Here is a 22,697-nt window from a genome sequence, read left to right as displayed (position 1 = left end):
GCCTCGCGAACCCCGCCCTGCGCCGAAACCCCGGCTCGCGAACGCCCCTTAGCTCCGAAACCCCTGCCTAGCGCCGAAACCGGCGGTAAAGAGCTAGGGTCTCGGCAGTTGTCCAGGGTTTCGGCGAAGGAGTGGTGCGGGACTCGGCGGGAGCGCGTGTTCGCGGGAAGTGGCTGGGCCTTGGGGAAGTGGCTGGCGCCTTCGAACCCCCCGCCTCGCGAACGCCCCTTAGCGCCGAAACCCCGGGCTTGCGCCGAAACCGGCGGTAAAGAGCTAGGGTCTCGGCAGTTGTCCGGGGTTTCGGCGAAGGAGTGGTACGGGACTTTTGCGGGAGCACGTGTTTGCGGGAAGTGGCTGGGCCTTGGGCAAGTGGCTGGCGCCTTCGACCCCCCCGCCTCGCGAACGCCCCTTAGCGCCGAAACCCCGGGCTTGCGCCGAGACCGGCGGTAAAGACCTAGGGTCTCGGCAGTTGTCCGGGGTTTCGCGCGAGGGAGTGGTGCGGGACTCTGGCGGGAGCGCGTGTTCGTGGGAAGTGGCTGGGCCTTGGGAAAGTGGCTGGCGCCTCGCGCCCCCCCCCCGCCTCGCGAACGCCCCTTAGCGCCGAAACCGGTGGTAAAGAGCTAGGGTCTCGGCGGTTGTCCGGGGTTTCGGCGAAGGAGGGCGTCGCAGAACGGTGGGTCAAAATGGCGCGGCTGCGCGAAAGGGTCCGCGCGAAACGGCCGGCGCTAGAGGCACCCCGAAACGGCCGGCGCTAGAGGCACCGCGAAACGGCCGCCGCTAAAGGGCCACCGCGAAACGGTCAGCGCTAGAGGCCACCACCAAACGGTCCGCGCTGGAGCCCGCCTTAACGGATTGGGCCCTGGGTGGCGGCAGATGTCGCTTCCCAGGGCCCGTTTCCGTTCGCACCCGGATCCACTGGAGGCTGAAGTGGATCCACTAACAAGCTTATGACAGATCTGTCATATGTCTAGCCCCTAGCCGTCAATACTTTTTCGCGGCTCGGGAACGAACCGCCTAGACGTGCTCCTCTTCGTCGTCTTCGGCGGTTGAGAAGACCCACTCGAACATGTCGAACGTGAACTCGGAGAACGTTCCGTCCTCGGACACCCACTCGCCCCGGGCATTGTTCTTCCGGTAGACAATCGGGTCCGGCACTCGCAGATCCCCGGAGCGGAGACCCCACGTGAACTGCTCGTCCTCGTCCTCGAGGAACATGAGGAAGCCCTCCTCGTCGATCTCGAGCTCCTCCGGATCCCAGAAGTAGTGGTACGCCTCCATGAGCTCTGAGTTGCCGAGGGCGAGGTAGAACTCGCGCAGCACAAGCGGAACCGTGAAGGCGTGCTCCTCAAGGGCCTCGTCGAGCTCGTCCTCGGAGATCCCGTCACTCGGCTTCCAGGGATCGCCGAGGTACTTGGGGACAAGCGCGCGGAACTTATCCAAGAACATGTCGCTCATGCCTTTATCCTAGCCAGTCGGTCCCGACACGGACGGTCGCCCCGGTAGGCTCCACCTATGACCCGGCCGATCCTCGTCGCGTGCGCCCACGGAACCAGCAACCCCGAGGGCAAGGCCGCGATCCTCGGGGTCGTCGAGGAGATCCGTGCCGCCCGACCGGACCTCACGGTTCTCGACGCCTACGTCGACGTCCACGGCCCGGAGCTTCCCGAGGTCGTCGCTGGACTCCCCACGGAGGCGCCGGCCGTCGTCGTCCCTCTCCTCCTGAGCGTGGGCTACCACGTGAAGGTGGACATCGGCAGGGCGGTCAAGTCGCGGGAGCGGACGACGGCGGCCGCGCCCCTCGGCCCCGATCCCCGGCTTGCGCAGGTGCTCGCCGCGCGGCTCGCCCAGACGGGCCTTGGCCCGGACGACGCCGTCGTGCTCGCGGCGGCGGGCTCGTCCAATCCGGCGGCGGCGGACGATGTCGAGCGCCTCGCCGACATGCTCCGTCACCTCATTCCGAACCGGATCCTGCCGGCCTACGGCGCGAGCGCCGAGCCAAGCGTGCCTGCCGCCGTCGCGGAACTCCGCGCGGAGGAGGTGAGCCGGATCGTCGTCGCGAGCTACCTGCTCGCGCCGGGCTACTTCCATGACCAGCTCGCGAAGGCCGGCGCCGATGCCGTGGCCCCGCCCCTGCTTCCGGCCCCGGAGGTCGCCCGGATCGCGGTCGATCGTTTCGACGCGGCCCTCGAAGCACTGAAGTCGGGAGGGGACTGGCCCGGTCAAGGGTCGTGACGCGAATACGAAGAAATGTGTCCCCCGGTGACATCGCGTTGCACCCCTCTGGGGACACGCCGGGGGCGATCCGTACCCTCGAATCATGACTGACACAGCCCTCGCCGCGCGCACCGAACGCCCGGCCCGGCCTCGTTCCTCCAAGCCCAATGGGCAGTGGAAGGTCGACGGAACCGAGCCGCTCAACGGCAATGAGGTCTGGAAGCAGCAAGACGGCGGGCTCAGCGTCCGCGAGCGGATCGAGACCATCTACGCCAAGGGCGGGTTCGACTCCATCGATCCCACGGATCTCCACGGCCGCTTCCGGTGGTGGGGCCTCTACACCCAGCGCAAGCCCGGGATCGACGGCGGCAAGACCGCGACGCTGCAACCAGAAGAGCTTGAGGACCGCTACTTCATGATGCGCGTCCGGATCGACGGCGGTGCGCTCACGACCGAGCAGCTGCGCGTCATCGGCGGCATCTCGCGCGACTTCGCCCGCGGCACGGCCGACATCACGGACCGTCAGAACATCCAGCTGCACTGGGTCGAGATTGAGAACGTGCCCGAGATCTGGCGCCGCCTCGAGGGCGTGGGCCTCCGCACGACCGAGGCCTGCGGCGACGTGCCGCGCGTCATCCTCGGCTCGCCCGTGGCCGGCATCGCGGCCGACGAGATCCTCGACCCCACGCCGCAGATCCGCGAGATCGCCGACCGCTACATCGGCGACGAGAGCTTCGCGAATCTTCCGCGCAAGTACAAGACGGCGATCACCGGACATCCGAGCCAAGACGTGGTCCACGAGATCAACGACTTCGCGCTCGTCGGCGTGGTCCATCCCGAGCTCGGCCCAGGCTACGACCTGTGGGTCGGCGGCGGGCTGTCGACGTCGGCGCATATCGCAGTGCGTCTCGGCACGTTTGTGGAGCCGTCACGGGCCGCCGAGGTCTGGGTCGGCGTGACCAGCATCTTCCGCGACTACGGCTACCGTCGCCTGCGCAACCGCGCTCGCCTCAAGTACCTCGTGGCGGACTGGGGCGCCGAGAAGTTCCGGCACATCCTCGAGACCGAGTACCTCGCGTCGCCGCTTCCCGACGGCCCAGCTGCCGAGAAGCCGACGACGCCGGGCGACCATGTGGGCGTGCACCGCCAGAAGGACGGCCGCTTCTACATCGGCGCGACGCCCACCGTGGGCCGCGTCTCCGGCGAGGTCCTGCTGCAGCTCGCCGACCTCATCGAGGCGCACGGCTCGCAGAGGCTCCGCACCACGCCGCACCAGAAGGTCGTCGTCCTCGACGTAGAGGAGGACCGCGTCGACTCACTCGTCGCAGGCCTCGAGGAACTCGGCCTCTACGCGAACCCCAGCCCGTGGCGCCGCTCGACGATCGCATGCACCGGCATCGAGTTCTGCAAGCTCGCCATCGTGGACACGAAGGACACCGCAACGGACGCGATCGCCGAGCTCGAGAAGCGGTTTGCGGGCGAGAAGGGGGGCGCAAACGAACTGCTCAAGCCGCTCACGCTCCACATCAACGGCTGCCCGAACTCGTGCGCTCGCATTCAGACGGCGGACATCGGGCTCAAGGGCCAGCTTCTGCCCGACGGCAACGGCGGCCAGACCCCCGGTTTCCAGGTGCACCTCGGTGGCGGCCTTGCCTCCGAGACGCGGGAAGAGGCCGGTACCGGTCGGACCGTTCGGGGCCTCAAGGTCACCACTGATGATCTTCCCGACTACGTGGAGCGGGTCACCCGGCGGTACCTCGCCGAGCGCGCCGACGAGAACCAGAGCTTCGCCGAGTGGGCCCTCGCGGCCGAGGAAGAGGCGCTCCAGTGAGCAAGCGATCTGTCGAGGAACTCCGCGCCCTCGCCGAGGCTGGCGCCGCCGAGCTCGGCTGGGAAGCGTCCGCAAACGAGGTGATCGGCTGGGTGGCGAGGAACTTTGCCACGGAGGCGACCGCCGTCGCCTGTTCGATGGCGGACGCGGTACTGCCCGCGCTCGTCGCTGACCAACTGCCAGGAGTCGACGTCCTGTTCCTCGACACGGGCTACCACTTCCCTGAGACGTACAAGACGAGGAACGAGGTCGCAGAGAACCTTCGCGTCAACATGGTCGACGTGCTGCCGGAGCAGACCGTTGCCGAGCAGGACGCTTCCGAGGGCAAGGACCTCTTCGCTCGCGATCCTGCCCGATGCTGCGCCCTGCGCAAGGTCGAGCCCCTGCACCGCTCCCTCGAGGGCTACGAGCTGTGGTTCACCGGCGTGCGCCGCGACGAGGCGCCCACTCGGACCAACACGCCGCTCGTGACGTTCGACGAGAAGAACGGACTCGTCAAGGTCAACCCCGTCGCACCATGGTCGTTCGACGAGCTCGTGCAGTACTCCGAAGACAACCTCCTGCCCGTCAACCCCCTCCTTGCCCAGGGGTTCCTCTCGATCGGCTGCTCGCCCTGTACCCGCGCAGTAGCCCCAGGAGAAGACCCCCGAGCCGGCCGCTGGTCCGGCACTGACAAGACAGAATGCGGACTCCACGTATGAGCGCTCCCACTGACCTGAGCCCTGCACCCGCCGTCGTCCCGGCGCCCGGCACCCTCGGCCTCCTCGACGCACTCGAGGCCGAGTCGATCCACATCATCCGCGAGGTCGTCGCCGAGTTCGAGCGTCCGGCGATGCTGTTCTCGGGCGGCAAGGACTCCGTGGTCATGCTGCACCTCGCCGCGAAGGCGTTCTGGCCGGGGAAGATCCCGTTCCCCGTGCTGCACGTGGACACCGGCCACAACTTCCCCGAGGTGCTGGACTTCCGTGACCGGACCGTCGCGCGGCTTGGCCTCAAGCTCGTGGTCGGCTCCGTGCAGGAGTACATCGACCGCGGCGAGCTCCAGGAGCGTGTCGACGGCACCCGCAACCCGCTTCAGACCGTGCCGCTCCTCGACACGATCGCGGCCAACAAGTTCGACGCCGTGTTCGGCGGCGGCCGCCGCGACGAGGACAAGGCCCGCGCGAAGGAGCGGATCCTCTCCCTGCGCGACGAGTTCGGCCAGTGGGATCCCCGCAATCAGCGCCCGGAGCTGTGGAACCTCTACAACGGCCGCCACACCGTGGGCCAGCACGTTCGGGCGTTCCCGATCAGCAACTGGACTGAGCTCGACATCTGGCGGTACATCGAGCGCGAGGGCATCGAGCTGCCGAGCATCTACTACGCGCACGAGCGTGACGTGTTCCAGCGCGACGGCATGTGGCGCGCCGTCGGCGAGGTGAGCCTGCCCCGCGAGGGGGAGGACGTCGTCGTCCGCACCGTCCGGTACCGCACGGTCGGTGATATGTCCTGCACGGGCGCCGTGCTCTCCGACGCCTTCACGGTGGCCGACGTCGTCCGCGAGGTCGCGGCGTCGACCCTCACCGAGCGCGGGGCGACCCGCGCCGACGACAGGATTTCCGAAGCGGCGATGGAAGACCGCAAGAAGGACGGGTACTTCTGATGACTGCTGAAGCAACTCTCGCCCAGCCCACCCTCGAACAGGGGACGCTCTTCCGGTTCGCCACTGCTGGATCGGTGGACGACGGCAAGTCCACTTTGGTGGGCCGCCTCCTCCACGATTCGAAGGCGATCCTCGCCGACCAGCTGGACGCCGTCGCGCGGACTTCCGAGGCGCGCGGGTTCGGCGGCGAAAAGGGCGGCCTCGACCTCGCGCTCCTCACGGACGGCCTCCGCGCCGAGCGTGAGCAGGGCATCACGATCGACGTTGCCTACCGCTACTTCGCGACCGACCGCCGCACCTTCATCCTCGCGGACTGCCCCGGCCACGTGCAGTACACGAAGAACACGGTGACGGGCGCCTCGACGGCCGACGCCGTCGTCCTTCTCATCGACGCACGAAAGGGCGTGCTCGAGCAGACGCGCCGGCACCTCTCGGTCGCCGCGCTGCTGCGGGTGCCGCACGTCGTGGTCGCGGTCAACAAGATCGACCTCGTGGACTTCTCCGAGCCGGTGTTCTCCTCCATCTCGGCGGATGTTGCGCGGGTTGCCGCGGACCTCGGCCTGCGCGAGGCGGTCGCCGTGCCGGTGTCGGCGCTCGACGGCGACAACGTCGTTGACCGCTCGGGCCGCACCCCGTGGTACGCGGGGCCGACGCTGCTCGAGCTGCTCGAGGGGCTGCCGAGCACTGACGAGCTCGATGACGCTCAAGAGGCTTTCCGATTCCCCGTCCAGACCGTGATCCGGCCGCAGGGTGCCCTTGCACCCGGGCTCTCCGACGACGAGTTCCGCGACTACCGGGCCTACGCGGGTCAGGTCACGGAGGGCATTGTGCGCGTGGGCGACCGCGTCTCCGTGGTGACCCCTGGCCAATCTGCGCGCGAGACGACCGTGGTGGCGATCGACCTCGCCGGTCGCTTGCTCGAGGAGGCCGCAGCGCCGCTTTCGGTGGCACTGCGGCTCGCGGACGAGTTCGACGTTGCGCGTGGTGACACGATCGCGGCGGCTGGCACGCTGCCCGAGAGCACCGCAGACCTCTACGGCTCGCTGTGCTGGCTCTCGACGAAGCCGTTGCGCGAGGGCGCGAAGGTTCTTGTGAAGCATGGGACGTCGACCGTGCGTGCGCTCGTGCGCTCGGTGACGGGCAAGCTGGACCTCGACACCTTCGAGGTGACCCCCGCCTCCGGCCTAGAACTCAACGACATCGGCGAGGCTCAGCTCCGGCTTGCTGCGCCGCTCCCGTTAGAGCCGTACGCGGCACATCGCCGCACGGGTGCCTTCCTCGTGATCGACCCGCAGGACGGTGCAACCCTCGCCGCCGGCATGGTGCGCCAGCACCCGGGCGACACTGAGGACGAGCGGTACTGGATCTAGCCCGCTTTCCAAGCTCAGACGGCGCCCGTCACCTTCCTGGTGGCGGGCGCCGTCGCGTTCCAGCCCGTTTCTGATGGGGCGAACCGGTGAGAACACGGCGTGTCGCAGGCACGGCACGGGACGGACGCCTGAGAAACGGGCTGGAGCGCAGCCGCACCCGCTCGCTCCCCCCGCCGCACCTCTGTGACGCCCTATGACGTTCGGTGAACGAGCGTGACCGCCCCCTTTGGCCGCCCGTAAGCCCTCCCTACGCTGGAAAGCATGGTCCGCACCTCCCGCCTCGTCACCGCCGGGCGAATGCCCCGATGTCGGGCTCGTCGCTAGGCCCCACCCGACCTTCCGACCCTTTTTCAAGCGAGACCCAAGGACTCACCATGACCAAGAGCCCTACCCCAGACACAGAGACCCCCCAGCGCATCCGGATAACCGCCGAGACTGACACGACCCGGGCCAAGCGAGGCCGTGGCCTCACGGTCGGCATCGGAGCTGCCGTCGTCCTCCTCCTCGGCGTCGGGGCGGCCTTCGCGACCGCGAACGCCAGCCAGACGGCGAGCCGGGCGAGCCAGTCCGCGATCGCCCCGGTTGGGACCCCTGCACCGCAGCTGCGTCTCGGCTACTTCGCGAACGTCACGCACGCCCCGGCTGTCGTCGGCGTCCAGCAGGGGATCATCGCCGACGCCCTCAAGGCGGCGGGCACAAACAGCCTCACGACGCAGGTCTTCAACGCAGGCCCCGCCGAGATCGAGGCGCTCAACGCGGGCGCAATCGACGCCGCGTACGTCGGGCCGAACCCAGCGATCAACTCCTTTGCCCAGAGCAAGGGCCAGGCCCTCGTCGTGGTGGCGGGCGTCGCGGCGGGCGGGGCGCAGCTTGTCGTACGGCCGGGCATCAACTCGGCGGCCGACCTCGAGGGCAAGACTCTCGCGACCCCGCAGCTCGGCAACACCCAGGACGTCGCGCTCCGCGCGTGGCTCGCCAAGCAGGGCTACAAGACGACGCCGAACGGCTCCGGCGACGTCACGATCGACCCGACCGACAACGCCCAGACCCTCAAGCTCTTCCAGGCAGGCAAGCTCGACGGCGCGTGGCTGCCCGAGCCCTGGGCGTCCCGCCTCGTGCTCCAGGCCGGCGGGCACGTCCTCGTGGACGAGAAGACGCTGTGGGACGGCTCGCAGACTGGCAAGCCCGGGCTGTTCCCGACCACCGTGCTCGTGGTGAACAAGCAGTTCGCCGCCGACCACCCGCAGACGGTCGAGGCCCTCGTCAAGGGGGACGCCTCGGCGATCGACTGGCTCAGCAAGGCCGGCGAGAGCGAAAAGGTCCAGGCCGTCAACGACGGGCTCAAGGCCGCCGCGGGGCAGGCCCTCCCCACGAACGTCGTCCAACGCGCCCTCAGCAACATCACATTCACCACCGACCCGCTCGCCGGGGCCTACCCGAAGCTGCTCCAAGACGGCGTCAACGCGGGCGTTGCGAAGACGGCGGATCTGCACGGCCTCTTCGACCTGAGCATCCTCAACCGGGTCTCCGGCGCGGCCAAGGTCAGCGCGGCCGGACTCGGCCAGGAGTAGGAGCGAGAAATGTCCGTACTGCTCGAGAACCTCGGCAAGCGCTTCGGCGACGGCGGCCCCATCCTCGAGGGCGTGAATGCCAGCATCGGCGCGGGTGAGTTCGTGGCCCTGTTGGGCGCCTCGGGCTGCGGCAAGTCGACCCTGCTCAACATCATCGCCGGCCTCGAGCGCCCCACCTCGGGCGCGCTCGAGGTCCCGGCGGACGGCGCGGCGTTCATGTTCCAGGACGCCGCCCTCTATCCGTGGCTTACCGCCCGCGGGAACATCGAGCTCGCGCTCAAGCTGCGCGGTGTCGGAAAGGCGGAGCGCAGGGCCCGCGCAACAGAGCTGCTCGAGCTCGTCCACCTCGGCGAGGCCGCAGACAAGCGTCCGCATGAGCTTTCCGGCGGCATGCGGCAGCGAGTGGCTCTGGCCCGCGCGCTGAGCCAGGACCGCGAGGTCCTCCTCATGGATGAGCCGTTCGCAGCGCTCGACGCGATCACGCGCGACCTCCTCCACGAAGAGCTCACCCGGATCTGGCGTGAGACCGGCCGAACCATCATCTTCGTCACCCACAACGTGCGCGAGGCGGTCCGCCTCGGCCAGCGCGTCCTGCTCCTCTCCTCCCGCCCGGGCCGCGTGGTGAGCGAGTGGGACGTGCCCGTCGCCGTGAAGGACGACGCCGCAGCTGCCGCCGCCCTGACGGCCGACATCACCGCCCGCCTGCGCGAGGAGATCCGCCGCCATGGCAAGTAACGTGACAGCGCTCGACCCGGGGCCAGCCCTGGAAACCGAGAACGAGACCGAAGAACTCCGGGCCCTCGAGGCTGGCCTCGACGAGCTTCAGTCGGAGGCTTCCCACCGGCGCCGCGATTGGGGGCGGGTCGCGCTCCCGCTGGGCGCCGTCGTCGTCGTCCTCCTTGTGTGGCAGATTGTTGCCTCGCTCGGGCTCAAGCGGCAGGATCTCATGCCCGGGCCGCTCGACGTCGCCGCGAGCCTCGGCCAGCTGTGGCAGGGGGGCCAGGTCCAGCAGGCGATCGTCACGTCGCTCACCCGCGGGCTGCTCGGCTTCGCGGTATCGATTGTCGTCGGCACGCCGCTTGGCCTCCTGCTCGCGCAGGTTCGGCCGCTCCGCCGGGCGTTCGGCCCGCTCATCTCGGGCCTCCAGGTCTTGCCTTCCGTCGCGTGGGTCCCGGCCGCGATCATCTGGTTCGGCCTCACGGACGCCACCGTCTACTTCGTGGTGCTCATGGGCGCGATCCCGTCGATCGTCAACGGACTCATCGCCGGCGTCGACCAGATCCCGCCGCACTACCGTTCGGTCGCGAAGGTCCTCGGGGCGTCGCGGTTCGAGCTCGCGCTCCAGGTCGTGCTCCCCGCCGCGTTGCCCGGCTACGTCGCGGGCCTCAAGCAGGGCTGGGCGTTCTCGTGGCGATCCCTCATGGCCGCCGAGATCATCGCCGTGGGCGGAAGCCTCGGCTTCGGCCTGGGTTCGCTCCTCGATCAGGGCCGTACGCTGAGCGATATGGGCATTGTCATGGGGGCGATCATCGCGATTCTTGCCGTGGGCATCCTCATCGAGCTGCTCGTCTTCGGGCCGGTCGAGCGGCGGCTCCTGCGCCGCCGCGGGCTCCTCGCGGGGGCGACGCGATGAGCGGCCGCGACCTCTTCCCCACCTCGCTCCGGCTCCTTGGGAAGCCGGTTCTCGTTGTCGGCGGCGGGCGCGTCGCGGGCCGCCGTGCGCGGGCGCTGCTCGACGCGGGGGCGCTCGTCACCGTCGTCGCTCCGGAGGCGGCGGACGACGTCGCCCAGCTGGCCGAGGCGGGACTCGTCACGTGGGTGCGCCGCGGTTACGAGACGGGGGACCTCGACGGCGTCTGGTTCGCTCAGACCGCGACGGGGGTTGTTTCCGTGGACTCGCGCGTTGCGGAAGAGGCCGAGGAACGCCGGGTCTGGTGTGTCAATGCGAGCGATCATGAGGCCTCGGCCGCGTGGACGCCTGCCTCTGCCCGCGTCGATGACGTCACCGTCGCCGTGAACGCCGGGGGAGACCCACGGCGCGCGAAGGCGCTCAAGGACGCCATCGTCCTCGCGCTCAAGACAGGCCGACTTCCGCTGCGGAGGCATCGGGCCGGGACGGGGCGCGTGGCACTCGTCGGCGGAGGTCCGGGCGACGCCGGCCTTATCACCGTGCGCGGACGGCAGCTCCTTGCGGAGGCCGATGTCGTCGTCGCGGACCGGCTCGGACCCCGCGGTCTCCTTGACGAGCTCCCGGATTCTGCCGCAGGCGGTCCCCGGATCATCGAGGTCGGCAAGGCTCCCGGTGCCCACACCGCGACCCAGGACGAGATCAATCGCATCCTCGTCGATGAGGCCCGCGCTGGCCACATCGTGGTGCGGCTCAAGGGCGGCGACCCGTACGTCCTCGGGCGCGGCGGCGAGGAGGCCGAGTTCTGCCGCGAGCACGGCATCGACGTCGAGGTGGTGCCCGGGGTGACGAGCGCTATCTCCGTTCCCGCCGCCGCCGGCATCCCCGTGACACACCGAGGCCTCGCGACCGGCTTCAGCGTCGTGACCGGGCACGATGAGCTCGACGAGCTCCCTGCTCGGCCGGATCACACCATCGTGCTGCTCATGGGCGTCCGCCGCCTCGCGTATTCGGTCCAGCATCTCCGCGCCCACGGGCTCCCTGCGGGAACTCCCGTGGCGATCGTCGAGAGCGGCTGGACCGATCGTCAGCGTGTCACGATCGGCACTCTCGAGACGATCGTGGCGCAGGCCGAGCACGTCGGGGTCGCGAACCCGGCAGTGATCGTGGTGGGCGACGTCGTGCGCGTGAGCCCGTATGCGCCGTCGTCCTTTCGAAGCTCTGTGACTGGCCTTCCGCAAAGTGCGGAAGCTGTCCACCCGACCCCCTGACCCATCCAAGCCAGAAGGAACACCTAGTGTCGAACACCAACCCCGCTCCCGCCCGCGGCACCGCTGACCGTGCGCTGCGTGTCGCCGTCGTCGGTTCAGGCCCCGCCGGCGTCTACGCCGCCGACCTGCTGACGAAGAGCGCTCCCGTCGCCTCGGGCGAGCTTGCGCTGAGCATCGACCTCTTTGACCGCTACCCGGCGCCGTACGGCCTCATCCGCTACGGCGTCGCCCCGGACCACCCGCGTATCAAGGGGATTGTGAATGCGCTCCACAAGGTCTTGGATCGGGGCGACATCCGTTTCTTCGGCAACGTCGAGTACGGCACTGACCTCACACTCGAGGACCTCCAGCGCCACTACGACGCCGTGATCTTCGCGACGGGCGCGATCAAGGACGCCGACCTCAACATCCCGGGCATCGAGCTCGAGGGCTCGTTCGGCGCAGCCGACTTCGTCTCGTGGTACGACGGCCACCCGGACGTGCCGCGCGAGTGGCCGCTCGAGGCCAAGGAGATCGCGGTCATCGGCAACGGCAACGTCGCCCTCGACGTCGCGCGGGTGCTGTCCAAGCACGCTGACGAGCTGCTCGTCACAGAGATCCCCGACAACGTCTACCGCATCCTCAAGGAATCCCCGGTCACGGACGTCCACGTGTTCGGCCGCCGCGGGCCCGCGCAGGTCAAGTTCACGCCGCTCGAGCTCCGTGAGCTCTCGCACTCGCACGACGTCGACATCGTCCTGTACCCCGAGGACTTCGAGTTCGACGAGGCTTCGGACCGCGAGATCCAGACGAACAACCAGGTCAAGACCATGGTCGGCACGCTGACGAACTGGATCGCCGAGCAGCCCGAGGACCTCTCCGAGCTCACGGCCTCGCGCCGTCTGCACCTGCACTTCCTGCACAGCCCGGTCGAGATCGTCGATTCGGCCGAGACGCCGGGCAAGGTCGCAGGGATCCGGTTCGAGCGCACTGAGCTCGACGGAACGGGCAACGCCCGCGGCACCGGCGAGATCCTCGAGTACCCGGTCCAGGCCGTGTACCGGGCGATCGGCTACTTCGGCTCGCTCCTTCCGGACGTCGAGTTCGACCACCGCCGCGGCGTCATCCCGAACGACGGCGGCCGCGTCCTCGATGCCCGCGGCGCCTTCGTGCCGGGGGTCTACACGACCGGCTGGATCAAGCGGGGGCCCGTCGGGCTCATCGGGCACACGAAGGGCGATGCCCTCGAGACGATCGGGCACCTGCTCGACGCCCGCGAGGACCTTCCCGTCGCCGCCGAGCCGGCGGAGACCGCCGTCGTCGAACTCCTCGACAGGCGCGGAATCGAGTACACGACGTGGGAAGGCTGGCTCGCGCTCGACGCGCACGAGCGTTCGCTCGGCGAAGCCGCCGATCACGCGCCCACCCACAAGGGGCCGGTCGCGCGCGAGCGCGTGAAGGTCGTGGCCCGCGAGGAGATGGTGGGGATCTCCCGCGACGGCGCCCCCGTCACCGCGAGGTGATCCCCCCGTTTGATGGTCACCTTCTGCGGGTCGCACCGTCGTTAGGTGACCCTTGGATGGGTGCGCACCGTCGTTAGGTGACGCTTGGAGGGGTGCGCACCGTCGTTAGGTGACCCTTGGATGGGTGGGGGCCGGGCTCAGGCGCGGGCGACCCGTCGCACCGCGAGCGCGAGGTAGAGCTGCACGCGGTCGGCGGTGACGGCCGGGTCGTAGCCGGTGAGCTCCGCGATCTGCGCGAGCCGGTACCGGACGGTGTTCCTGTGGAGGTTGAGATCGTCCGCCACTGAGGCGACCGACCCGTTGAGGTTGAGGTAGGTCTCGAGTGTGTGCACGAGTTCCGAACCGTGCTGCTTGTCGAAGCGCACGAGCGGCCCGATCGCCTCGCCTGCCATGTCTGCAAGCGGGACGTCCTCACTGGAGAGCAGGAGCGAGGTCAGGCTCAGCCGCTCGGGCTCGTTGACCTCGAGCCCGCGCGCCGCGGCCTCCTTGGCTTCGAAGTAGCTCCATCGGAGCCCGTTGGGTTTCGTGTAGCTGCCGCCGATGCCGATCGTCGCGTGGATGCCTGCCTCGAGGAGATGGTCGGCAAGGCTCCTCGCAAGCTTCGGCGCGCCGGCGCCGTCGTCCTCGATCACGATGACGAGGTCACGGTCGACTATCGCGCTCACCGCTCTGTCGAGCGCGGCCGGCAGCGTGGTGCCGCGGAGGTTCTTGTGGTGCGCCGCCGACTCGGCGAGCAGGACGACGTTCCGCCTGGTCGAGTTGACCCCCACCCCGGCGAGGCGGCGCGAAGCCTCATCGGTGTCGAGGGAACCACGGACGACGTCGGCCATCACCTGCCCGGCCAGCGCTCGCTGGGCCTGGCGCTGCTTCGTGAGGTTGTTGAGCTCGACACTGATGAGGTTCTGCGCGTAGCCGATGATGCCCGTGTCGTCGAACGGCTTTCTCGCCCAGAGCGTGCAGGCGTCGCGACGACCGGTCGGCACGGGGAACGGGACCCAGCGGTCCATGGTGGGCGCCCCGGCGTCCTTGCTGCTCGAATAGAGCTCGGCCGTGAACTGGGTCAGCACGAGGTCCGTGCCGAGCATCCCGCCGAGGTGTTTGAGGAGCTCGGCCAGTCCGCCCCCGGTCAGGAGCGAACGCGCGAGGACCTGATGGTCCCCGATGAGCTTCTCGAGCTTGGCGTAGTGGTCGGCGGAGTGGGAGTCCGCGACGAGGCGGCTGATCGCCATGAACGGTGTCCTGTAGGGGACCTCGAGGACGGGCAGGCCCCAGCGGTTCGCCTCCGCGACGAGGGCCGGCGGGACGTCGTCGTGTCCGAGGCCGACTCCGAACCCAATGCCCACGGCGCCCGCGCGTTGCAGGACGCGGACGAAGCGGCGCTGCTCCTCGGCTGATCGCTGGCGGACCCCAGTGGTGAGCACGAGCTCCCCGCCGCTCAGGAACATCGACGGATTCTCCTGCTCGGTGACCGCGACCCATGCGATCTCACGGTGCAGGGTCGACGTCGCCGAGCCCACGAGAGTGAGCCCCAGGCCGCGGGCGTCGAGCAGTGCTGAGAGGGTCAGAGCCATGCGATAACTATAGGCGTAGAGCGCTGGTCTTTTGCACGACGATCGACCTCCTGCCCAGTGCAATCGGCCATACTCGCTGTGGCGTAGGTCGCCTAGTCTCGTTGGGTAGCCAAAGGGCTTCGAGAATCCCAGCGAACGAGGAAAGACACCGTGGTCCAGACCTTGCAGAACTTCATCGGCGGCGAGTTCGTCGCGCCTGCGGGCACCGAGGTGCTCGACATCGTCAACCCCGCGAACGGGGAAGTCGTCGCACAGGCGCCCGTCTCCGTGAAGGAGGACGTCGATTCCGCGATGTCCGCGGCGGAGCAGGCCTTCCGGACGTGGAAGCGCACGACGCCGGGTGAGCGCCAGCGCCTCCTGCTCCGCCTTGCGGATGCGGTCGAGGCCGCGAGCGAGGAGCTCGTCGAGGCGCAGCACCGCAACACAGGCCAGGTGCGTTCGCTCATCGCGTCGGAGGAGGTCGCGGCCGGGGCGGACCAGCTGCGGTTCTTCGCGGGTGCGGCACGGCTGCTCGAGGGCAAGTCCGCGGGGGAGTACTTCGAAGGGCACACCTCGTTCGTCCGCCGCGAGCCGATCGGCGTCGTCGCCCAGGTCGCGCCCTGGAACTACCCGTTCCTCATGGCCATCTGGAAGATCGGGCCCGCCCTCGCGGCGGGGAACACGGTCGTCCTCAAGCCCTCGGACACCACTCCCGAGTCGACGCTCGTCCTCGCCAAGCTCATCCAGGGCATCTTCCCGGCCGGCGTCGTCAACGTCGTCCTCGGCAACGCGGCCACGGGCTCGCTCATGGTCGAGCACCCGGTCCCCGGCCTCGTCTCCATCACTGGCTCGGTCCGGGCCGGCGTCGCGGTCGCGACCGGGGCGGCGAAGGGCCTCAAGCGCTCGCACCTCGAGCTGGGCGGCAAGGCGCCCGCCGTCGTCTTCGCGGATGCGGACCTGAAGAAGTCCGCGGCCGCGATCGCGGAGTTCGCCTTCTTCAACGCGGGCCAGGACTGCACGGCCATCACGCGCGTGCTGGTCGAGGACGAGGCACACGACGAGTTCGTGCGGCTCATGGTCGAGCACACGAAGACGCTTGAGACCGGGCACGAGAACGACGAAGAGAACTACTTCGGCCCGCTCAACAACGTCAACCACTTCAATGCGGTGAGCCGGGTAGTTGAGTCGCTGCCCGAGTACGCGCGCGTCGAGACTGGCGGCCACCGGGCAGGGGAGAAGGGCTTCTTCTTCGAGCCCACCATCGTCACGGGCGTGCACCAAGACGACGACGTGGTCCAGAAGGAGACCTTCGGGCCGGTCCTCACCGTGCAGAAGTTCACGACCGAGGCCGAGGCGGTCGAACTCGCGAACGACGTCGAGTACGCGCTCGCCTCGAGCGTGTGGACGTCCAACCACGGCCGCGCGATGCGACTTGCCCGCGACCTCGACTTCGGCGCCGTCTGGATCAACACCCACATCCTGCTCACCGCTGAAATGCCCCACGGAGGCTTCAAGCAGTCCGGCTACGGCAAGGACCTCTCGATGTACTCCGTCGAGGACTACACGCGCGTCAAGCACGTCATGAGCAACCTGGACGCGTAAGGCCGGCCCACCTCACCGTCGGGACGCACCACGCTTTTAGAAAGGAACAATTCAATGGACATCACCTACCGCCTCGAGCAGAAGCGCAAGGTCCTCGGGGAGTTCCCCGGCCCCAAGTCCCTCGAGCTTGCCGCCCGCCGCGCCGCGAGCGTCGCGAAGGGCGTCGCCTCCTCCGTGCCCGTTTACGTCGCCGACGCCGACGGCGGAGTGATCCACGACGTCGACGGCAACTCGTTCATCGATCTCGGCTCGGGCATCGCGGTGACGACCGTAGGAGCCTCGGATCCCGCCGTCGTCGGCGCTGTCAAGGAGCAGGTGGAGCATTTCACGCACACGTGCTTCATGGTCTCCCCGTATGAGGGCTACGTGGCCGTCGCCGAGAAGCTCAACCAGCTGACGCCGGGCGAGCACGAGAAGCGGACGGTCCTGTTCAACTCCGGCGCGGAGGCGGTCGAGAACGCTGTCAAGATCGCCCGCGTCGCCACGGGCCGCAACGCCGTCGTCGCCTTCGACCACGCCTACCACGGCCGCACGAACCTCACGATGGGCCTCACCGCGAAGGCCATGCCTTACAAGACCGGCTTCGGTCCGTTCGCCGGCGAGATCTACCGCGCGCCGATGAGCTACCCGTTCCGTGAGGAGAACCCGCAGATCACGGGCAAGGAGGCCGCCGAGCGCGCCATCCTCATGATCCAGAAGCAGATCGGCGCCGACCAGGTCGCGGCGATCATCATCGAGCCCATCCAGGGCGAGGGCGGGTTCATCGTCCCCGCGGACGGGTTCCTTCCGCGCATTGCCGAGTTCGCGAAGGAGAACCGGATCGTCTTCATCGCTGACGAGGTCCAGTCGGGCTTCTGCCGCACGGGCGAGTGGTTCGCGGTGCAGCACGAGGGCGTCGTGCCGGACCTCATTACGACGGCGAAGGGCATCGCGGGCGGCATGCCCCTCTCCGCTGTGACGGGCCGCGCCGAGCTGCTCGACGCCGTGCACGGGGGAGGCCTCGGCGGCACCTATGGCGGCAACCCCGTTGCGTGCGCGGCCGCGCTCGCGGCCATCGAGACAATGGACGCCCAGGATCTCAGGGGCCGCGCGCACCAGATCGAGACGACCGTCAAGCGCCGCCTCGGGGACCTGCGCGATGAGCTCGGTGACGGCATCATCGGTGACATCCGCGGCCGTGGCGCGATGCTCGCGATCGAGTTCGTGAAGAAGGGCAGCGCTTCAACCACAAAGCAGCCCGACGGCGAGGTGACGAAGAAGATCGCCGAGTACTGCCTCAATGAGGGTGTCATCATCCTGACGTGCGGCACGTACGGCAATGTGATCCGCCTGCTCCCGCCGCTCGTGATCAGCGATGAGCTCCTGGCGGACGGTCTCGATGTCCTCGAGGCCGCCATCCGAGCCAATTCCTGACTGCAGCTCCCCCTACCCGTCGTCGCCGCGCGCGAGGACCACGCGCGCGGCGACGACGCCACCTCGGCCCTTCGTTTTCATGGCATAGAGTCGGAATCATGCGGTATGTGGTCGGCTACCAATCGGACGAACGCGGAGGGGACGCCGTCGCCGTCGCCGTCGCGATTGCGAGGGCTCAGGGTGCCAAGCTCGACATCATGCTCGTCCTCGGGGAAGACGCCCCTTATGTGGGCCCGAGCAGCGAGGCGGATCATCCGGGAAGGCGCGTCGACGCCGAAGAGCGGCAGATCCTGACGGCGCAGCAGAGGGCCCTCGCATTGGTTCCCAAGGATGTCGAGGTCGAGTTCCACGTACGCGAGGGCAGTTCCCCCGCAGCCGTCCTCATCGAGACCGCCGTCGAGTTCGAGGCGGCTCTCATCGTCGTCGGCGCAGCGAGCAACGGCCTGTTCAAGCGCTACACGGTCGGCACGGTTGCTAACGCGCTCCTCCACGCGTCCCCCGTGCCTGTCGCCCTCGCGCCGAGGGGCTACAAGCGCAGCGATCCGATCGAGCGGCTCACCGCCTTCATCGGCCAGGGGCCGGGCGCGGATGCCGCGGTCGACGTCGCGCTCGTCGCCTCGGCGCGTCGCGACGTCCCCCTCCGCTTCGTCTCCCTCGTCGAGCTCGACGAGCGGGGCGACCATGGCCGGAGCGTCGACGCAGCCAATCGGCATGCGGACACGGTCCTCGGCGACGCGGTGGGGCGCCTGCCCAAGGGCCACGAAACGAGCGTCGAGGTGGTGCGCGGGCGCACGTTCGAGGAGGCGGTCGAGAGCGTCGACTGGCTCCCGGGCGAACTCGTGATCATCGGTTCGAGCCGGCTCGCCCAGAAGCGGCGGCTGTTCCTGGGGTCCATCGCGAACAAGGTCTTGCGGGTGCTCCCGGTGCCGCTCGTCGTCGTGCCCCTCGAGTACGAGCGTGCGGAGTCCCGCCCGCTGGGGTAGCGCTTTTGAACGCGGGCCGCGTCATGATAGTTCCATGGACTTCGCGGCCAGTATCGCCACGGCCGAAGCGGGCGGAGACCGTGCGCCCGCGGAGACCTCAAGCCTCCTCATCCGACATCACAAGACGGGCGCCGCCCACGTCTCCATCGGACTGCCGACGGGTGGCCACGTGCTCCATCTGGCGGCGGCGACCTGCCTCTTCAATGACCTGCACACCGCCGCGGCCCAGCGGGGGCTGCGGCTCGGTCCAGTCTCCGTGCGTGCCGACGGCGGCTTCGACGACACCATGACTGCCTCGACCGGCATCCGGGTGTCGGTGGAGATCAGCGGCGAGGCGGCCGCGGACGAACTGCGGACGCTTGTCCTCGAGACCTTTGATGTCTCTACCGTCGCGTGCGTCCTGCGGCGGGGCACGAGCGTCGAGATCGCCGAGATCGTCACTCGGACGACGACGGCGACGCCGCCTCCGACGACGGCGGCGAGGCCGCTTGGTGGCTCGACCGTCGGTTAGCGGCTCGACCGTCCGTTAGCGGCACGACCGTCGCTTAGCGGCACAACCGTCCGTTAGAGGCACGATCGGTGGGCACCAGCGACGGTTTTGCCTCGGAAGGACGCTCAAGGGGCTGACGGACGGTCATGTGCCTCCGCGAAAAGCCGACGGAACCCCTCGGCCTCGTTTGCGTTATCCACATAGCGTGCGCGAACACCCTGCGGGCAGCCACCATTCGGTGAGACTTCTTTGCATGACGAGCTCCACGAATCTCGCCCGGACGGTTTCGGCCCGGTGGCCCGGACCACAACTTGTGTCGAACACTCAGCTAGAGGTCGCGGGTCTGGACCATCGCGCGGTGACTGCTGCCGTGCGTGCCGGGATTCTCGTACGCGTACGTCGCGGGGTGTATGTGCGGCGCGACGTGTGGCAGGGGATGAGTTCGTGGGAGCGCGACCATCTCCAGGTCGAAGCCCATTGGCTCGCAACAGGTGGCAGGTCGGTGTACAGCCATGTCTCTGCGGCACGCCTATTGGGTTGCACTGTGTGGGACAGCGGGTCGGAGGTGCATCTCACGGTCTCCTATTCGGCCTCCACATCCAGTCACAGCCCAGGCGTCAAGCCTCACCGCCTGGTGCTTCCAGAGGGGGATCTCGTCGACGCTGCCCTCAGTTCAGGTCGCCGGGCGCGGACAACGAGCATCCATCGGACCGTTGCAGACTGCGCCCGGATTCTCGACCTCGAGCGGGCTGCGGTGATCGGCGACCATGCACTCCGCATCGGTGCTTCTGTTGAGGGGATACGAGCAGCCGCGGAGCGTACGGGCGCTGTCCGCGGGAGCCGCCGTATCGAGCGACTACTGCCGCTGCTCGATTCGCGCGCGGAGTCGCCGGGCGAGACGCGGACTCGGCTAGCTCTGGCGGCCGCCGGCCTCCCGACCCCACAGCTCCAGTTCGAGATCCCGACGGCCGAGGGTCTCTTTCGAGCCGACTTCGCATGGCCGGACGTGATGGTCATTCTTGAGTTCGACGGCGAGGCCAAGTACTTCGACTACCGCCCCACTCCGGCAGTGCTTCTCGAGGAACGTCGTCGTGAGAGCGCTCTGATCGCGGAAGGCTGGACCCTTGTCCGGGCGCGCTGGGCAGAGTTGTCGGTTCCGGGGACGATTCCTGCCAAAGTCCTCGCGGCGTTCGATCGTGCGCGGAAGCTCGCCGCCTGACTGATCGTCTCGACGGTGCTGCGGTAAGGCGATCGTGCGGTGTGGACCTGACCGTGTGGTGTGGACATGACCGTGCGGTGGCGACATGACCGTCCCTCCAAGGCATAACCGCCGCGCATGCCGGACGGTTATGCCTCGGAGGGACGACTGTGGAGCCGAGGGACGACTGTTGGGGTGAGGGACGGCGGTGTAGGTGAGGCGGCCGCGCGCCTCCGAGGGACGGTGGTGTAGGTGAGGCGGCCGTGCCTGCGAGGGGCGGCCGTGCCTCCGAGGGGCGGCGGCGACCCGGCTGGCTAGGCCGCGCGCGACGCCGCAGCGCCCCGCGCTCGCGCCACCCGGGCTGAGCGGCGGCGCCGAGCCGCGATGAGCATGTCCACGGTGAGCACCACGAGAGCGAGCCAGACGATCCCGAACCCGGCCCATCGCTCGGGGCCCATCCGTTCGCCGAGGATCGTGACCGCGATGATGAACTGCAGCAGCGGGGTCATGTATTGGAGCATGCCGATCGTCGTCATGGGGAGGCGGCGGGCGGAAGCGCCGAAGAACAGCAGGGGAGTGGCCGTGACTACGCCGCTCGCCGCCAAGAGCCAGAAGTGGCCAGCTCCATTGCCCGTGAGCGTGAGCGTGCCAACCGAGCCGAGCCATGTAACGGCGGCAAGGGCGAGCGGCGTGAGCACGACCGTCTCGATGGTCAGGCTCGTCACGGCGTCGACGGTTGCGCCGACGCGGTTCTTGACGAGGCCGTAGAGGCCGAAGCTGAACGCGAGGATGAGGGCGATCCACGGCACGCGACCGTAAGCGAAGGCGAGCACGAGCACGGCCACGAAACCGGTGCCGACCGCGGCCCACTGGAGTGGGCGCAGCCGCTCCTTGAGCACGATGACACCCAGAAGCACACTCACAAGCGGGTTGATGAAGTAGCCGAGTGATGCTTCGATGGCCTGCCCGCTGAGGACGGCGTACGTGTAGGTGAGCCAGTTGATGGCGATGAGGACTGCGGCAATCGCCAGGATGCCGAACCCGCGGCCGGAGTGGAACACCGCGGCGAGCGATCCCCAAGCCTTCGTCACGGCGATGAGCACGAGGCAGACGACAACCGAGAAGAGGACCCGGTCGGACACGATCTCGACGGGCCCTGCCGGAGCCAAGGTGACGAAGTACAGAGGCAGAAGACCCCAAAGACCGTAGGCGCCGAGGCCGTACAGGAGACCGGTAGAAGTCCGGCGAGCCTGGGCTGCGTCAGTGTGCGCAGGGCCGTCAGTGTGCGCAGGGCCGTCAGTGTGTGCAGGGTTATCCCGAGAGGGGTTCGTGGGGCTTGCGTCGTTCTGGGCGGGCGGCTTCACGGTCACGACCGTACAACGGCATTGCTCCTGTCAGGTATTCCGGCGCCCCCAAGCCCCGGCCGCGCAGAGGCGGAGTGCGACGGCAGCCGCGATCGCGCCCACGGCAACGAGCGAGACGAGCACCACGAGTTGCACGATCGCGGCCTCCACCGGGCTCGCCCCACCCAGCACCATCCCAACGAACGCGCCGGGAAGCGTCACAGTGCCCACCGTCCGAGTCTGGTCCAGGATGGGCAGGAGCCCTTCCCTCGCCGTGTGCTGGGCGACGAGCAGCCGCGCAGGCCGCCATTCGAACCCGAGCGCGACAGCTGCCTCGACCTCTCCGCGCCGCACCTCGAGCTCGGCCAAGATGCGCCGCCCAGCGAGGCTCGTCGTCGTCATCGCGCCGCCGACCTGCTGCCCGAGGAGGGCAATCAGCGCGAGCCCGTCGAACGGCAGCACTCCCGTCACGAGCAGGATGAGCGCCGCGGGCAGGACGCCCGCCGCAATTGGCACGGCGGCCCACCACCACCGGTGGGGATCGACTCGCCTTCCCGAGGTCGCGACAGCCACAGCGAACATCGCGAACGCGAAGGCCAATGCGAGCACCGGGTTCCGGCCGAGCTGCGAGACGAGGAGGGCGACGACGGCGAGCTGGCCGACGGCGCGAAGGCTCGCCGTGATGGGTGGGCGCCAGCCGCCGCCGAGTGCCCAATGGTGTACTGCAGCGGCGAGGGCGGTAAGGAGGACGACGGCGACGACGACCCCGGGCCCGAGGCCTAGAAGCGTCGAACTCTGCACCCGAACTACAATAAGAGGCTGCGTGCCCATCCGGGTGCGCTCGCTGCCGGAAGGATGCTCTCGTGACCAACGCCTCTGTCCGTCCTCTGCGGGTGGCTGTGATCGGTGCCGGGCCGGCGGGGGTGTATGCGGCGGACATCCTGACGAAGTCGAATGAGGTCAGGGATGCGGGGCTGGTGGTGAGCATCGACCTGTTCGACCAGTATCCGGCCCCGTACGGGCTGATCCGGTACGGGGTGGCGCCGGACCATCCGCGGATCAAGGGGATCGTGAACGCGCTGCACAAGGT

The 22,697-nt window shown here is 68.7% G+C and carries 19 protein-coding genes and 1 pseudogene; 16 read left to right on the top strand and 4 right to left on the bottom strand.

The genetic code is table 11. The features are described 5' to 3' along the window. Positions 1–1,014: 1,014 nt before the first annotated feature. Positions 1,015–1,455, bottom strand: coding sequence for a hypothetical protein (locus LK10_RS00265; protein WP_043119231.1), 441 nt, complete (start codon positions 1,453–1,455; stop codon positions 1,015–1,017). Positions 1,456–1,512: 57 nt separating this feature from the next. Between LK10_RS00265 and LK10_RS00260 the strand changes: the two genes are divergently transcribed. The 10 genes from LK10_RS00260 (at position 1,513) to LK10_RS00215 (ending at position 13,028) form a co-directional block, all read left to right on the top strand. After that, positions 1,513–2,232 carry a sirohydrochlorin chelatase gene (locus LK10_RS00260; RefSeq protein WP_043119230.1) on the top strand — a complete coding sequence of 240 codons (720 nt, stop codon included), beginning with the start codon at positions 1,513–1,515 and terminating at the stop codon, positions 2,230–2,232. 85 nt (positions 2,233–2,317) lie between these two features. Further along, on the top strand, positions 2,318–4,045 hold the full coding sequence (locus LK10_RS00255) for a nitrite/sulfite reductase (protein WP_043119229.1): 1,728 nt from the start codon (positions 2,318–2,320) through the stop codon (positions 4,043–4,045). Beyond that, positions 4,042–4,746, top strand: coding sequence for a phosphoadenylyl-sulfate reductase (locus tag LK10_RS00250; protein ID WP_043119228.1), 705 nt, complete (start codon positions 4,042–4,044; stop codon positions 4,744–4,746). Before LK10_RS00255 ends, LK10_RS00250 begins: the two co-directional genes overlap by 4 nt. Beyond that, positions 4,743–5,687 (top strand): sulfate adenylyltransferase subunit CysD, encoded by a 945-nt coding sequence (cysD, locus tag LK10_RS00245; RefSeq protein ID WP_043119227.1) that lies wholly within the window; start codon positions 4,743–4,745, stop codon positions 5,685–5,687. The genes LK10_RS00250 and cysD overlap by 4 nt, the downstream gene beginning before the upstream one ends. Then, positions 5,687–7,057 carry a sulfate adenylyltransferase subunit 1 gene (locus LK10_RS00240; protein WP_043119226.1) on the top strand — a complete coding sequence of 457 codons (1,371 nt, stop codon included), beginning with the start codon at positions 5,687–5,689 and terminating at the stop codon, positions 7,055–7,057. Before cysD ends, LK10_RS00240 begins: the two co-directional genes overlap by 1 nt. 374 nt (positions 7,058–7,431) lie before the next feature. Beyond that, positions 7,432–8,628 carry an ABC transporter substrate-binding protein gene (locus LK10_RS00235; RefSeq protein ID WP_052206757.1) on the top strand — a complete coding sequence of 399 codons (1,197 nt, stop codon included), beginning with the start codon at positions 7,432–7,434 and terminating at the stop codon, positions 8,626–8,628. 9 nt (positions 8,629–8,637) lie between these two features. Further along, on the top strand, positions 8,638–9,363 hold the full coding sequence (locus LK10_RS00230) for an ABC transporter ATP-binding protein (RefSeq protein ID WP_043119225.1): 726 nt from the start codon (positions 8,638–8,640) through the stop codon (positions 9,361–9,363). Then, on the top strand, positions 9,353–10,261 hold the full coding sequence (locus LK10_RS00225; protein ID WP_043119223.1) for an ABC transporter permease: 909 nt from the start codon (positions 9,353–9,355) through the stop codon (positions 10,259–10,261). The genes LK10_RS00230 and LK10_RS00225 overlap by 11 nt, the downstream gene beginning before the upstream one ends. Beyond that, on the top strand, positions 10,258–11,526 hold the full coding sequence (gene cobA / locus LK10_RS00220; protein ID WP_043119222.1) for a uroporphyrinogen-III C-methyltransferase: 1,269 nt from the start codon (positions 10,258–10,260) through the stop codon (positions 11,524–11,526). Before LK10_RS00225 ends, cobA begins: the two co-directional genes overlap by 4 nt. A gap of 26 nt (positions 11,527–11,552) precedes the next feature. Then, on the top strand, positions 11,553–13,028 hold the full coding sequence (locus tag LK10_RS00215) for an FAD-dependent oxidoreductase (RefSeq protein WP_043119220.1): 1,476 nt from the start codon (positions 11,553–11,555) through the stop codon (positions 13,026–13,028). A 137-nt stretch (positions 13,029–13,165) separates the two neighbouring features. Here LK10_RS00215 and LK10_RS00210 read toward each other — a convergent pair whose 3' ends face one another. After that, positions 13,166–14,599: a PucR family transcriptional regulator gene (locus LK10_RS00210; RefSeq protein ID WP_043119219.1), complete on the bottom strand. Its 1,434-nt coding sequence runs from the start codon at positions 14,597–14,599 to the stop codon at positions 13,166–13,168. Positions 14,600–14,749: 150 nt separating this feature from the next. On the opposite strand from LK10_RS00210, the gene LK10_RS00205 reads away from it, so the two are divergent. The 5 genes from LK10_RS00205 (at position 14,750) to LK10_RS00185 (ending at position 20,285) form a co-directional block, all read left to right on the top strand. Next, positions 14,750–16,180, top strand: coding sequence for a gamma-aminobutyraldehyde dehydrogenase (locus tag LK10_RS00205; RefSeq protein ID WP_043119218.1), 1,431 nt, complete (start codon positions 14,750–14,752; stop codon positions 16,178–16,180). A 54-nt stretch (positions 16,181–16,234) separates the two neighbouring features. Continuing rightward, entirely contained in the window at positions 16,235–17,593 is a 1,359-nt protein-coding gene (gene gabT, locus LK10_RS00200; protein ID WP_043119217.1) for a 4-aminobutyrate--2-oxoglutarate transaminase, read from the top strand. A 98-nt stretch (positions 17,594–17,691) separates the two neighbouring features. Continuing rightward, positions 17,692–18,576 carry a universal stress protein gene (locus tag LK10_RS00195; protein ID WP_043119216.1) on the top strand — a complete coding sequence of 295 codons (885 nt, stop codon included), beginning with the start codon at positions 17,692–17,694 and terminating at the stop codon, positions 18,574–18,576. Between the two features lie 34 nt (positions 18,577–18,610). Beyond that, a complete protein-coding gene (locus LK10_RS20645; protein WP_052206755.1) occupies positions 18,611–19,087 on the top strand; it encodes an OsmC family protein in 477 nt (158 codons plus the stop codon). Between the two features lie 232 nt (positions 19,088–19,319). Beyond that, positions 19,320–20,285: a type IV toxin-antitoxin system AbiEi family antitoxin domain-containing protein gene (locus tag LK10_RS00185; RefSeq protein ID WP_081998166.1), complete on the top strand. Its 966-nt coding sequence runs from the start codon at positions 19,320–19,322 to the stop codon at positions 20,283–20,285. 293 nt (positions 20,286–20,578) lie between these two features. Here the strand turns inward: LK10_RS00185 and rarD are convergent, their stop codons facing one another. Together rarD and LK10_RS00175 are read right to left on the bottom strand one after the other, a co-directional pair. Continuing rightward, complete coding sequence (rarD, locus tag LK10_RS00180) at positions 20,579–21,628, bottom strand: EamA family transporter RarD (RefSeq protein ID WP_197061818.1); 1,050 nt, start codon at positions 21,626–21,628, stop codon at positions 20,579–20,581. A 30-nt stretch (positions 21,629–21,658) separates the two neighbouring features. Then, a complete protein-coding gene (locus LK10_RS00175) occupies positions 21,659–22,408 on the bottom strand; it encodes an ABC transporter permease (protein ID WP_043119214.1) in 750 nt (249 codons plus the stop codon). A gap of 62 nt (positions 22,409–22,470) precedes the next feature. Between LK10_RS00175 and LK10_RS00170 the strand changes: the two are divergent. Beyond that, positions 22,471–22,697: pseudogene (locus LK10_RS00170) on the top strand (FAD/NAD(P)-binding protein); the annotation flags it as partial.

Origin of the sequence: Sinomonas humi (assembly GCF_000802235.1) — a bacterium.
In the GTDB taxonomy this organism is placed as follows: Bacteria; Actinomycetota; Actinomycetes; order Actinomycetales; family Micrococcaceae; genus Sinomonas; species Sinomonas humi.
This window is presented reverse-complemented; position numbering and strand designations above follow the sequence as displayed.

Bases quoted from the DNA above. Each gene is read 5' to 3' on its own strand.
- LK10_RS00260 (WP_043119230.1), top strand. From the start codon at position 1,513: ATGACCCGGCCGATCCTCGTCGCGTGCGCCCACGGAACCAGCAACCCC.
- LK10_RS00255 (WP_043119229.1), top strand. From the start codon at position 2,318: ATGACTGACACAGCCCTCGCCGCGCGCACCGAACGCCCGGCCCGGCCT.
- cysD (WP_043119227.1), top strand. From the start codon at position 4,743: ATGAGCGCTCCCACTGACCTGAGCCCTGCACCCGCCGTCGTCCCGGCG.
- LK10_RS00210 (WP_043119219.1), bottom strand. From the start codon at position 14,599: ATGGCTCTGACCCTCTCAGCACTGCTCGACGCCCGCGGCCTGGGGCTC.
- LK10_RS00225 (WP_043119223.1), top strand. From the start codon at position 9,353: ATGGCAAGTAACGTGACAGCGCTCGACCCGGGGCCAGCCCTGGAAACC.
- LK10_RS00235 (WP_052206757.1), top strand. From the start codon at position 7,432: ATGACCAAGAGCCCTACCCCAGACACAGAGACCCCCCAGCGCATCCGG.
- LK10_RS00185 (WP_081998166.1), top strand. From the start codon at position 19,320: ATGACGAGCTCCACGAATCTCGCCCGGACGGTTTCGGCCCGGTGGCCC.
- cobA (WP_043119222.1), top strand. From the start codon at position 10,258: ATGAGCGGCCGCGACCTCTTCCCCACCTCGCTCCGGCTCCTTGGGAAG.
- LK10_RS00230 (WP_043119225.1), top strand. From the start codon at position 8,638: ATGTCCGTACTGCTCGAGAACCTCGGCAAGCGCTTCGGCGACGGCGGC.
- LK10_RS20645 (WP_052206755.1), top strand. From the start codon at position 18,611: ATGGACTTCGCGGCCAGTATCGCCACGGCCGAAGCGGGCGGAGACCGT.
- LK10_RS00195 (WP_043119216.1), top strand. From the start codon at position 17,692: ATGCGGTATGTGGTCGGCTACCAATCGGACGAACGCGGAGGGGACGCC.
- gabT (WP_043119217.1), top strand. From the start codon at position 16,235: ATGGACATCACCTACCGCCTCGAGCAGAAGCGCAAGGTCCTCGGGGAG.
- LK10_RS00240 (WP_043119226.1), top strand. From the start codon at position 5,687: ATGACTGCTGAAGCAACTCTCGCCCAGCCCACCCTCGAACAGGGGACG.
- LK10_RS00265 (WP_043119231.1), bottom strand. From the start codon at position 1,455: ATGAGCGACATGTTCTTGGATAAGTTCCGCGCGCTTGTCCCCAAGTAC.